At 54.8% G+C, this 12,328-nt stretch carries 9 protein-coding genes; 8 read left to right on the forward strand and 1 reads right to left on the reverse strand.

All coding sequences use genetic code 11. The features are described 5' to 3' along the window. Position 1 precedes the first annotated feature (1 nt). The 8 genes from fkpB (at position 2) to NIM72_RS15195 (ending at position 11,388) form a co-directional block, all read left to right on the forward strand. Positions 2-472, forward strand: a complete 471-nt coding sequence (gene fkpB / locus NIM72_RS15160) for an FKBP-type peptidyl-prolyl cis-trans isomerase (RefSeq protein ID WP_161731685.1) — start codon at positions 2-4, stop codon at positions 470-472. After that, entirely contained in the window at positions 453-1,406 is a 954-nt protein-coding gene (ispH, locus tag NIM72_RS15165; RefSeq protein ID WP_003854823.1) for a 4-hydroxy-3-methylbut-2-enyl diphosphate reductase, read from the forward strand. The genes fkpB and ispH overlap by 20 nt, the downstream gene beginning before the upstream one ends. A gap of 223 nt (positions 1,407-1,629) precedes the next feature. After that, positions 1,630-2,445: a 4-hydroxy-tetrahydrodipicolinate reductase gene (dapB, locus tag NIM72_RS15170; RefSeq protein WP_253421063.1), complete on the forward strand. Its 816-nt coding sequence runs from the start codon at positions 1,630-1,632 to the stop codon at positions 2,443-2,445. Between the two features lie 469 nt (positions 2,446-2,914). Then, positions 2,915-4,063, forward strand: coding sequence for a glutamine-hydrolyzing carbamoyl-phosphate synthase small subunit (carA, locus tag NIM72_RS15175; protein WP_161731680.1), 1,149 nt, complete (start codon positions 2,915-2,917; stop codon positions 4,061-4,063). Between the two features lie 14 nt (positions 4,064-4,077). After that, the gene (gene carB / locus NIM72_RS15180) at positions 4,078-7,305 is read left to right on the forward strand and encodes a carbamoyl-phosphate synthase large subunit (RefSeq protein WP_161731678.1); all 3,228 of its coding nucleotides are present in this window, start codon (positions 4,078-4,080) and stop codon (positions 7,303-7,305) included. 252 nt (positions 7,306-7,557) lie between these two features. Beyond that, entirely contained in the window at positions 7,558-8,697 is a 1,140-nt protein-coding gene (locus NIM72_RS15185; RefSeq protein ID WP_161731676.1) for a porin, read from the forward strand. A 234-nt stretch (positions 8,698-8,931) separates the two neighbouring features. Next, positions 8,932-9,414, forward strand: coding sequence for a type 3 dihydrofolate reductase (gene folA / locus NIM72_RS15190; RefSeq protein WP_161731674.1), 483 nt, complete (start codon positions 8,932-8,934; stop codon positions 9,412-9,414). Between the two features lie 90 nt (positions 9,415-9,504). Continuing rightward, positions 9,505-11,388, forward strand: a complete 1,884-nt coding sequence (locus NIM72_RS15195) for a PhoX family phosphatase (protein WP_161731672.1) — start codon at positions 9,505-9,507, stop codon at positions 11,386-11,388. A gap of 34 nt (positions 11,389-11,422) precedes the next feature. Here the strand turns inward: NIM72_RS15195 and apaH are convergent, their stop codons facing one another. After that, positions 11,423-12,280 (reverse strand): bis(5'-nucleosyl)-tetraphosphatase (symmetrical) ApaH, encoded by an 858-nt coding sequence (apaH, locus tag NIM72_RS15200; RefSeq protein ID WP_161731670.1) that lies wholly within the window; start codon positions 12,278-12,280, stop codon positions 11,423-11,425. Between the last annotated feature and the right edge of the window lie 48 nt (positions 12,281-12,328).

Genomic DNA, 12,328 nt, shown 5'->3' on the forward strand with positions numbered 1-12,328 from the left:
GATGACTGAGTGCGTACAGCGCGAAAGCGCGGTGTTGGTGCATTTTACGCTGAAGCTGGAAGATGGCTCGACGGCGGAATCGACCCGTGCAAACGGCAAGCCCGCGCTGTTCCGTCTCGGTGATGGCAGCCTCTCTGCAGCACTTGAGCAGGCACTGCTGGGGCTGAAAGCGGGTGAAACTAAACAGTTTACCCTGGAACCGGACGACGCCTTTGGCGGCGTCAGCCCTGACCTGATCCAGTATTTCTCGCGTCGGGACTTTATCGATGCGGGTGAGCCGGAAGTGGGAGCCATCATGCTGTTCAGCGGCATGGGCGGCAGTGAAATGCCTGGCGTGATCCGTGAAATCTCCGGTGACTCTATCACTGTGGATTTCAACCATCCGCTGGCAGGTCGTCGTATTCAGTTTGATGTAGAGGTGCTGGAAATCGATCCCGCACTGGAGGCCAACGATGCAAATCCTGTTAGCTAATCCGCGCGGCTTCTGCGCTGGCGTTGATCGTGCCATCAGTATTGTTGAGCGCGCGCTGGAGATGTATGGCGCGCCCATCTACGTCCGTCACGAAGTGGTGCATAACCGTTATGTGGTAAACAGCCTGCGTGAGCGCGGTGCCATCTTCATTGAAGAGATCAGTGAAGTGCCGGATAACGCGATTCTGATCTTCTCCGCGCACGGTGTTTCTCAGGCAGTGCGTGCCGAAGCTAAAGCGCGCAATCTGACTATGCTGTTCGACGCCACCTGTCCGCTGGTGACCAAGGTGCATATGGAAGTGGCACGCGCCAGCCGTAAAGGCGTTGAGGCAATACTGATTGGTCATGCGGGGCATCCGGAAGTCGAAGGCACCATGGGGCAGTACAACAACCCTAATGGCGGCATGTATCTGGTGGAGTCACCGGAAGATGTCTTCAGACTGACCGTCAAAGACGAAAACAATCTGAGCTTCATGACGCAGACCACGCTGTCGGTGGATGACACCTCTGACATCATTGATGCTTTGCGCCAGCGCTTCCCGGCGATTATCGGGCCGCGTAAAGATGATATCTGCTACGCCACCACCAACCGTCAGGAAGCCGTTCGTACGCTGGCGAAAGATGCGGAAGTGGTGCTGGTGGTAGGGTCGAAGAACTCCTCGAACTCCAACCGCCTGGCCGAACTGGCACAGCGTGCCGGTAAGCTGGCGAAGCTGATCGACTCTGCGGATGATATTCAGGAAGAGTGGGTAAAAGGCGTAGCCTGTATTGGTGTAACCGCGGGTGCCTCAGCCCCCGATATTCTGGTGCAGCAGGTGATCCAGCGACTGCGTGAGCTGGGTGGCGAAGCGGCGATTGAGCTGATTGGTCGTGAAGAGAATATCGTCTTCGAAGTGCCAAAAGAGCTACGTGTCGACGTACGCAACGTGCAGTAGCGTTCTGATTTACCTGCTAAAAAGGCCGACTCTGTTCGGCCTTTTTTGTTTTTTTGGTCAGACAGAAAAGACTGTTGTTTGCGGGCGTAATTGCTTTTACTGATAATCACAGGCGGCTGGCATAAAATTCTTATTATCACGGATTAATAGTGGCGTGACTGTTAACTCGTCGTTAACCTGATGACGCTTTGTATGCATAGATTTGCTTTAGGAATGAATAAATATGAACACTATCCGGATTGCTATTGTGGGCGCGCCGGGCCGAATGGGCCGTAATCTGATTCAGGCGACACAGCAGGCAGAGGGCGTAGAACTGGGTGCAGCACTGGTACGCCCGGGTTCATCGCTGACGGGCAGCGACGCTGGTGAATTAGCAGGCATCGGGAAGAATGGCATCCTCATCGCAGACGATTTACGCGCGGTGATTAACGACTTTGATGTGTTGATCGACTTCACCCGGCCGGAAGGCACGCTGGAGTATATGGCGATCTGCCGTGAGCAGGGTAAAGCGATGGTCATTGGCACCACCGGTTTTGATGAGGCAGGCAAAGCGGCCATTCGTGCGGCGGCGGAAGATATCGCCATCGTGTTCGCCGCTAACTTCAGTGTGGGGGTTAACCTGGTGCTGAAGCTGCTGGAGAAGGCCGCTAAAGTGATGGGCGAGTATGCGGACATTGAGATCGTTGAAGCGCACCACCGTCATAAAGTGGATGCGCCGTCTGGCACCGCGCTGGCGATGGGGGAGGCAATAGCCGACGCGATGCAGTGGAAACTGGATGAGCATGCAGTCTATACACGTGAAGGCCATACGGGTGAACGCCAGCCACAGACCATCGGTTTTGCGACGGTGCGCGCAGGTGACATCGTCGGTGAGCATACGGCGATGTTTGCAGATATTGGCGAGCGGGTAGAGATTACCCACAAGGCTTCGAGCCGTATGACCTTTGCAAATGGCGCAGTTAAGTCGGCTTTATGGTTGAAAGATAAGAAATCAGGGCTTTACGATATGCGCGATGTGCTGAATTTGTCGATGTTGTAAGTGTTGTGAACCATCGTGATGTGGTTATTTCAATCGTTAATAACTTGATTGAAAAGGGGCAATGATTTCATTGCCCTTAATTTTATCTAAAAACCAGGGTTAGGGTGTAATATTCTGCTCTGACGCTTATTTTTATCCATTTACGTCCTTTTATTACCCGGCTGGATGCTATTTTTGACCATTTGGTCAAAAATAAAGAGGCGGTTGCGCTAATTTAGTTTTTAGGCTGCCTGGCAAACGATTATTTAGCCGAGTTTTCCCCTCTTTTTGCCGCTCATGCCCGTTTTTTTCCTCATAAGGCAGATAAGTATGAAAAAATTCCACTGCAGGGTAGACAATGACCAGGGCGATCATTAGAATGCGCGCAATTTGCCAAAAATCGACAATTCAGGCGGTTTTTGCATTGATTCAGGCGGCTATTTTGAATTAATATGCAGATATATTGACTGTTTATTCCCTGGAGGATGTTTTGATCAAGTCAGCAATCCTGGTTCTGGAAGACGGAACCCAATTCCACGGTCGGGCCATAGGGGCAACAGGATCGGCAGTGGGAGAAGTCGTTTTCAACACTTCAATGACCGGTTATCAAGAAATCCTCACTGATCCTTCCTATTCCCGCCAAATCGTCACTCTCACTTATCCCCATATCGGTAATGTCGGTGCTAATGCCGCCGACGAAGAATCCAGCCAGATTCATGCGCAGGGCCTGGTTATTCGTGACCTGCCGCTGATTGCCAGCAACTTCCGTAGCGAAGAGGGCTTATCTGCTTACCTGCAGCGCAACAACATCGTGGCGATTGCCGATATTGATACCCGCAAGCTGACGCGCCTGCTGCGTGAGAAAGGGGCGCAGAACGGCTGCATTATTGCTGGCGACAATCCGGATGCTGCGCTGGCGCTGCAAAAAGCCCAGGCGTTTCCGGGACTGAAAGGAATGGATCTGGCGAAAGAGGTCTGCACTACGGAGACTTACAGCTGGCAGCAGGGCAGCTGGACGCTGGACGCGGGTCTGCCAGAGCAGGCTACTGCGGAGTCGCTGCCTTATCATGTAGTGGCTTACGATTACGGCGCTAAGCGCAACATCCTGCGCATGCTAGTCGATCGCGGCTGTCGTCTGACCGTGGTTCCGGCACAGACACCTGCCGAAGAGGTTCTGAAGCTAAGTCCTGACGGCATTTTCCTCTCCAACGGTCCCGGTGACCCGGAGCCGTGCGACTACGCGATCAGCGCGATTCAGTCCTTCCTGAAGACAGAGATTCCGGTGTTCGGTATCTGCCTGGGGCATCAGCTGCTGGCGCTGGCCAGCGGGGCTAAGACCGTGAAGATGAAGCTCGGCCACCACGGCGGCAACCATCCGGTGAAAGATCTCGAAAAAAACCGCGTGATGATTACCGCGCAGAACCACGGTTTTGCGGTCGATGAGAACAATCTGCCTGCGAACCTGCGTGTCACCCACATTTCGTTGTTCGATAAAACGGTGCAGGGCATTCATCGCACTGATAAGCCTGCATTCAGCTTCCAGGGACACCCGGAAGCCAGCCCGGGTCCGGGTGATGCCGCACCGCTGTTTGACCACTTTATTGAATTGATTGACGCATTCCGTCTGCAAGCGAAGTAATCAGGAGCTAATACATGCCAAAACGTACAGACCTAAAATCCATCCTGATTCTTGGTGCCGGTCCGATTGTGATCGGCCAGGCCTGCGAATTTGACTATTCCGGTGCGCAGGCGTGTAAAGCGCTGCGTGAAGAGGGTTACCGCGTCATTCTGGTAAACTCGAACCCGGCGACGATCATGACCGACCCGGAAATGGCCGATGCGACCTACATTGAGCCGATTCACTGGGAAGTGGTGCGCAAAATCATCGAAAAAGAGCGCCCGGATGCGGTATTGCCAACGATGGGCGGACAGACAGCGCTGAACTGTGCGCTGGAGCTGGAGCGTCATGGCGTGCTGGAAGAGTTTGGCGTCACGATGATTGGCGCGACGGCTGATGCGATCGACAAAGCGGAAGATCGTCGTCGCTTCGACGTGGCGATGAAAAGCATCGGTCTGGATACCGCGCGCTCCGGCATTGCGCACACCATGGAAGAAGCGCTGGCCGTGGCAGAAGATGTTGGCTTCCCGTGCATTATCCGTCCCTCATTTACTATGGGCGGAACCGGTGGCGGCATCGCCTACAACCGCGAAGAGTTTGAAGAGATTTGCGAACGTGGTCTCGACCTCTCACCAACCAATGAGCTGCTGATTGATGAGTCGCTGATTGGCTGGAAAGAGTATGAGATGGAAGTAGTGCGCGATAAAAACGACAACTGCATCATCGTCTGCTCAATTGAAAACTTCGATGCGATGGGGATCCACACCGGTGACTCCATCACGGTGGCGCCTGCCCAGACGCTGACCGACAAAGAGTATCAGATCATGCGTAACGCCTCGCTGGCGGTACTGCGTGAAATCGGTGTTGAGACCGGTGGCTCCAACGTGCAGTTCTCAGTTAACCCGAAAGATGGTCGCCTGATTGTCATCGAGATGAACCCACGCGTGTCGCGCTCTTCGGCGCTGGCGTCAAAAGCGACTGGCTTCCCGATTGCTAAAGTGGCGGCCAAACTGGCAGTCGGCTACACCCTCGACGAGCTGATGAACGATATCACTGGCGGTTTAACACCAGCCTCGTTTGAACCGTCAATCGACTACGTCGTCACCAAGATCCCGCGTTTCAACTTTGAGAAATTTGCCGGTGCCAACGATCGCCTGACCACGCAGATGAAATCGGTGGGTGAAGTGATGGCGATTGGCCGTACTTTCCAGGAGTCCATGCAGAAAGCGCTGCGCGGCCTGGAAGTCGGCGCTAACGGTTTTGACCCGAAAGTGCACCTTGATGACCCGGAAGCGTTAACCCGCATCCGCCGCGAGCTGAAAGATGCCGGTTCAGACCGCATCTGGTACATCGCTGATGCATTCCGTGCCGGTATGTCAGTAGATGGCGTGTTCAATCTGACCAACATTGACCGCTGGTTCCTGGTGCAGATTGAAGAGCTGGTACGGCTGGAAGATCAGGTGGCAAGCGAAGGGGTGAATAGCCTGGATGCCACGTTCCTGCGTACTCTGAAGCGTAAAGGCTTTGCCGATGCGCGGCTGGCGACGCTGGCAGGTGTGGCTGAGAGCGAAATCCGCAAGCTGCGTCAGCAGTTTAACCTGCATCCGGTTTATAAGCGGGTGGATACCTGTGCCGCCGAGTTCGCGACGAATACGGCCTATATGTACTCCACCTATGAGGAGGAGTGCGAAGCCAACCCGAGTCCGGATCGTGAAAAAATCATGATTCTGGGTGGTGGGCCAAACCGTATCGGTCAGGGTATCGAATTCGACTACTGCTGCGTTCATGCCGCTCTGGCGCTGCGTGAAGATGGTTACCAGACCATTATGGTGAACTGTAACCCGGAAACGGTCTCGACCGATTACGACACCTCTGACCGCCTCTACTTTGAGCCGGTCACGCTGGAAGATGTGCTGGAGATTGTGCGCATCGAGCAGCCAAAAGGCGTCATCGTACAGTATGGCGGTCAGACTCCGCTGAAACTGGCGCGTGCGCTGGAAGCCGCAGGCGTACCGGTTATCGGCACCAGCCCGGATTCTATTGACCGTGCGGAAGACCGTGAACGTTTCCAGCAGGCGGTTGATCGCCTGAAACTGAAGCAACCAGCTAACGCCACGGTAGCGACGCTGGAGCAGGCAGTCGAGAAAGCGGCTGGCCTGGGTTATCCGCTGGTGGTGCGTCCTTCTTATGTACTGGGTGGCCGTGCCATGGAGATCGTCTACGACGAGATCGACCTCAGACGCTACTTCCAGACGGCAGTCTCGGTTTCCAATGATGCGCCGGTACTGCTGGATCGCTTCCTGGATGATGCTGTCGAAGTGGATGTGGATGCGATTTGCGACGGTGAGCGGGTACTGATTGGCGGCATTATGGAACACATTGAGCAGGCTGGTGTTCACTCCGGTGACTCCGCCTGTTCACTGCCGGCCTACACGCTGAATCAGGAGATTCAGAATGTGATGCGCCAGCAGGTTGAGAAACTGGCGTTTGAGCTGAACGTTCGTGGCCTGATGAACGTTCAGTTCGCGGTGAAAGACAACGAAGTCTATCTGATCGAAGTGAACCCACGTGCGGCGCGTACCGTTCCGTTCGTCTCTAAAGCGACCGGTGTACCGCTGGCGAAAGTGGCTGCGCGCGTGATGGCAGGTAAAACACTGGCAGAGCAGGGCGTGACGGAAGAGGTGATCCCGCCTTACTACTCGGTCAAAGAAGTGGTGCTGCCGTTCAACAAGTTCCAGGGCGTTGACCCGATTCTGGGTCCAGAAATGCGCTCAACTGGTGAAGTCATGGGTGTGGGCCGCACGTTCGCTGAGGCGTTCTCCAAAGCGATGCTGGGTGCCCAGAGCAATATGAAGAAGTCAGGCCGTGCGCTGCTGTCTGTGCGTGAAGGCGACAAGAAACGTATCGTCGACCTGGCCGCGAAGCTGCAGAAGTTTGGTTTCGAACTGGATGCGACTCACGGCACCGCGGTGGTGCTGGGCGAAGCGGGCATCAACCCGCGCCTGGTCAACAAGGTGCATGAAGGACGTCCGCACATTCAGGACCGCCTGAAGAATGGCGAGTATAGCTACATCGTCAATACAACGGCGGGTCGTCAGGCGATTGAAGATTCGAAGCTGATTCGCCGCAGCGCACTGCAGTATAAAGTGCATTACGACACCACGCTGAACGGCGGCTTCGCCACCGCGATGGCGCTGAATGCAGACCCGACGGAACAGGTTATCTCCGTTCAGGAAATGCATGCCCAGATAAAGGCGATGTAAGGTAATGTAATGTGAAAAACGGCTCCTTCGGGAGCCGTTTTTTTTGCCACTTCTCTGGCGATAATCCGAAATTGAGGTCCAGGAAGAGTCTGGAGTTTGCGTTAAAGTAACTGATTTGGCTTAATTTTTTAGCTATAGGTGCGAATAACGCCGGTTCGCACAAATTTATAAGATAAACACTTCCTGTGCGGATTTTTCGCCAGTACTATGCCTGCCGCTCATCACTGGAGCGTATCAGGACATAAATAAAAAATGAAAATGCGTACTTTTTCTCTGAGTGCAGTGGCTGCACTGATGGCTATTCTTCCTTTTGCCAGCCAGGCGGAAATTACCCTGTTGAAACAGGATCCGCAGGCGGGCGATCCACTTAGCCGCCTTACGCTGAATGTTGGCGGCAGCATCCGTGCTCAGGTCAATCATCAGACCGGCGTGGATGACAAATCCTACAAGCGCGACGGTTTCGATGGTGGCACCCGTTTCCGTTTTGGCGCTGACTATTACCTGTTTGATGACGTGAGCTGGATCAGCTACTACGAGCTGGGTGTTAACGTACCGGCGGTGTTCAGCTGGGATCGTCACTATGCCGATGGTGCCAATAACACCACGCGTCGCCAGCTCTACACCGGTCTGAAAAGCAAAACCTGGGGTCAGCTTACCTTTGGTCAGCAGAACAGCGTCTATTATGACACCGTGGGCGCCAAAACGGATATCTGGGATTACGACATGATCGGCCAGGCACCGGGCAACGGAATCAACGGCGACTACGATGGATCTTACCGTTCACGTAAGCAGCTGAAGTACAAAAACAGCTTCGGCGACGCGGATATCTACGCTTCTTATCTGTTCGAAGATAACGAGTATCTGCCAGGCAACGGCCTGCGCTATAAGCGCAAAGGCGGCGGCTCACTGGGCGTGGATTACCACATCACTGAGGATCTGAGCTGGGGCACGGCGTGGAACTACACTCGCGCGGCGATGCGTAATCCGAACAACGGCGACAGCCGCGATTACGACCAGAACATCTACGGCACCGCACTGAGCTGGACACCAGGCAACTGGACGCTGTCAGCCGGTGGCGGCTGGTATCAGAACTTCATGACCACCAAACGCAAAGATGTGCATGACTACTTTGCTGGCGATGCGTGGGGCATTGAATATTTCGCCGGTTACAAGATCCCGGTGGCGCAGTACGGTCTGAAAGCCATCCAGCCTTATGTCATGGGTGACCGCATCGAGTATGCGACTGGCCGTGATTACCAGCGCATCGACAACGGTCTGGGTGTGACGCTGTTCCTCGACTACGGTTTCCGTGTTGATTACGAACATGTCTTTACCTCCAGCACCGATAACCTGGGTGATATGAATCTGGTGCGTCTGCGCTACGACTTCTGATAACCCTGACGGCTCCTGCGGGAGCCGTTTTCTTTTGCGCACGCTTTTTGTGCCAGCCTGAGGCCAGTCGCTGGCGCGCTGCGGCAAACTGACGCGATTACGCGGTGAAAAACGCTGCACAGGCCGCGAAAAACGGCATCATGAAAAGCTTTACGCAAATAGACCTTTCCCCCTATCGACGAAAGTTTCACCTTTACGTATCATGGCGCCAATTTTTTTCAGTGAGTGGTTAACATGATTAGTCTTATCGCGGCATTAGCAGCAGATCGCATTATTGGAATGGAGAACGCCATGCCGTGGGACCTGCCTGCAGATCTGGCGTGGTTCAAGTGCAATACGCTGAAGAAACCGGTGATTATGGGGCGATTGACCTTTGAATCCATTGGCCGTCCGTTACCTGGACGACTGAACATTGTTGTCAGCAGTAAGCCAGGCACCACAGAAGGCGTGACCTGGGTTACGTCGCTGGATGAGGCGTTACAGGCAGCCGGAGACGCTGAGGAGATCATGGTGATTGGCGGTGGCCGCGTCTATGAGCAGATGCTGAAGCGTGCCGATCGTCTTTATCTGACGCACATTGATGCGGAAGTAGAAGGTGATACGCAGTTCCCGGATTACGAGCCGGACGAATGGCAGTCCACTTTCAGCGAATTCCACGACGCTGATGAGCAGAACTCTCACAGCTACTGTTTTGAGATCCTCGACCGTCGCCGTTAATCCTCTTTCCGCCTGGCTGTAACCTGGCTGTCATCTCTGTTCATTAGCATTGCTTCTTTTCTGGGATCGTCATAAAGGAAGCAATCAATAATGAAAACCGAACTCTCCGCATTAAGCACTGACCGCCTTCGTGATCCACATCGTCGTAAATTTCTTGCCGGTTCCGGCGCGATAGGGCTGACCGGCTTTCTCAGCGGCAGCCTCACGCTTTCAGGAAACGTACTGGCGCAGACAAAGCCTGCCGGCAGCCCACTGCTGGGCTTTCAGGCGATTGCCGCATCTACGGCCGATGAGGTTGTGGTCGCACCGGGCTATCGTGCTGACGTGCTGATCTCCTGGGGTGATCCGCTGGTGAATGGCGCGGTCGCGTTTGACCCGCACGGCAACAATAGCGCAGAAGATCAGGAAAAGCAGTTCGGTGACAACAACGATGGGATGAGCTTCTTCGCGATTAATGACCAGCGTGGCGTGATGGCGATTAACAATGAATACGTGAACGAGCCGACGCTATTTGCCCACGGCGGCAGTAAAGCGACCAGCCTGGAAGATGTCAAAAAGTCGCAGGCGGCGCACGGTATCTCCATCGTTGAAGTCAAACGGGGTGAGGACAATCGCTGGCAGGTGGTACGTCCTTCTGACTATAACCGCCGCATTACCGCCAATACCCCGATGCGCTTCTCCGGTCCGGCCGCAGGGGATAAAGCGCTGCAGACTGCGGCCGATCCGCAGGGAATGAATGTCCTGGGCACCTTTGGTAACTGCGCCAACGGCAAAACGCCGTGGGGCACCTATCTCACCTGTGAAGAGAACTACGATACCTACTTTGGTACCCATCAGGCCGACTTTACCCCGACCCCACAGCAGAAGCGCTATACCCTGAATGCCGCCGAGCCGGAGCGCAACTGGTCTGACTTTGATCCCCGCTTCGATATCGCTAAGAATCCCAACGAATTCAACCGTCACGGCTGGATCGTCGAAATCGATCCTTTCGATCCTCACTCCGTGCCGGTAAAGCGGACCGCGCTGGGCCGCTTTAAGCACGAGAATGCCGCCGTGACGGTCGCGAAAACCGGCCAGCTGGTGGTTTATATGGGCGACGACGAGCGCGGCGAATATATCTATAAATATGTCTCCGACGACAAGGTCATCCCGGATGATGCTAAAGCCAATCACGGACTGCTGGATAAGGGCACGCTCTATGTGGCGCAGTTCAACGGTGATGCGCAGGGCACACCGCTGAAAGGCACCGGGCGCTGGCTGGCGCTGAAGTGGGGCGAAAATGGACTCACCGCTGAAAAGGGATTCAATAGCCAGGCAGATGTTTTGATCAATGCGCGTGCGGCGGCCGATGTCGTTAACGCCACGCGGATGGACCGGCCCGAGTGGATTGCCGTTAACCCACACGATGGTCGTGCCTACTGCACGCTGACCAACAACAACAAGCGCGGGAATGAAGGCATGCCGGTCAATGCAGCGAATCCGCGGCCAAAAAATATTTACGGTCAGATTATCCGCTGGGATGAGAAGGGCGATGCCACTGCACAGACCTTTGAGTGGGATATCTATGCCTTGTGTGGCAACCCGATAGCACATCCTGAAGGGGTTTATCGCGGCACACCTAACATCACGGCGGAGAACACCTTCAACAGCCCGGATGGCCTGGGATTTGATGCGCAGGGGCGCTTGTGGATCCTGACCGACGGCAAGTACAGTAACAAAGAGGATTATCAGGGGCAGGGGAATAATCAGATGCTGGTGGGAGATCCTGACAGTGGAGAGATCCGCCGGTTTATGGTCGGCCCCAAATCGTGCGAGCTTACCGGTATTACCTTCACGCCCGACTACAAAACGCTGTTCGTGAATGTGCAGCATCCCGGTGAAGAGGGTGACTCACACTTTCCCAATAACAGCCCGCGTCCACGTTCGTCGGTGATCATGATCACCCGCGAAGATGGCGGCATTATCGGTGCATAAAACAGGATGCTGGCCTGACTGACCAGCATCGCCGTTATAACGCAGGCGGTGCGAGACTGTCGCTGGAGGCCAGCGCTTGTTCGCGATTGGAAGGCTGCACGACATAACGCTGATCTTCCCAGTGCAGCAGGGTCAGCGTTCCGCCCCAGCAGCAGCCGGTATCCAGACCGATAATGCCGTCTGGTGTCCCTTTGCCTTCCAGTGATGCCCAGTGACCAAACACGATGGTGTAGTCACGTGCAACCGGCCCCTCGATGTTAAACCAGGGTTTCAGCGGCGGAAGGGCGGATTCAGGGGCATCTTTGCAGATCATGTCCAGCTGACCGTTGGGGAAGCAGTAACGCATGCGCGTCAGGGCGTTGGTGCTAAAGCGCAGACGCGCCAGGCCGGTCAAATCCTCACTCCAGTTGTTCGGCATATCGCCATACATGGCATCCAGGAACAGCGGATAACTGTCGCTGGCGAGAACCGCTTCCACTTCACGCGCACACTTTTTCGCGGTTTCGATATCCCACTGCGGTGTGATACCGGCGTGGCCCATCACCAGTTTTTTCTCTTCATCCACCTGTAATAGCGGCTGACGACGTAGCCAGTTGATCAGCTCATCTGCATCGTCCGCTTCGAGCAGGGGGGTCAGGCGATCTTTAGGCTTGTTACGGCTGATCCCGGCGTAAACCGCCAGCAGATGCAAATCGTGATTGCCCAGCACCAGACGTACCGCGTCACCCAGCGATTTCACGTAGCGCAGGACGTCAAGGGAGCCTGGACCGCGTGCCACCAGGTCGCCGGTCAGCCACAGCGTATCCTGCTCAGGATTGAAATCGACCTGTTGCAGCAACGCACGTAATTCATCGTAGCAACCGTGAACATCGCCAATCAGGTATGTGCTCATAACGTTTTATCCATCAGGAAGGTGCCCGATTTAACGGGCAAAAAGCGT

This window comes from Pantoea sp. B550, from assembly GCF_024158165.1.
GTDB lineage: Bacteria > Pseudomonadota > Gammaproteobacteria > Enterobacterales > Enterobacteriaceae > Pantoea > Pantoea alfalfae.

Excerpts from the sequence above, each read along its gene's own strand:
- NIM72_RS15195 (WP_161731672.1), top strand. The coding sequence starts at position 9,505 with ATGAAAACCGAACTCTCCGCATTAAGCACTGACCGCCTTCGTGATCCA.
- fkpB (WP_161731685.1), top strand. The coding sequence starts at position 2 with ATGACTGAGTGCGTACAGCGCGAAAGCGCGGTGTTGGTGCATTTTACG.
- folA (WP_161731674.1), top strand. The coding sequence starts at position 8,932 with ATGATTAGTCTTATCGCGGCATTAGCAGCAGATCGCATTATTGGAATG.
- NIM72_RS15185 (WP_161731676.1), top strand. The coding sequence starts at position 7,558 with ATGAAAATGCGTACTTTTTCTCTGAGTGCAGTGGCTGCACTGATGGCT.
- carB (WP_161731678.1), top strand. The coding sequence starts at position 4,078 with ATGCCAAAACGTACAGACCTAAAATCCATCCTGATTCTTGGTGCCGGT.
- apaH (WP_161731670.1), bottom strand. The coding sequence starts at position 12,280 with ATGAGCACATACCTGATTGGCGATGTTCACGGTTGCTACGATGAATTA.
- dapB (WP_253421063.1), top strand. The coding sequence starts at position 1,630 with ATGAACACTATCCGGATTGCTATTGTGGGCGCGCCGGGCCGAATGGGC.
- ispH (WP_003854823.1), top strand. The coding sequence starts at position 453 with ATGCAAATCCTGTTAGCTAATCCGCGCGGCTTCTGCGCTGGCGTTGAT.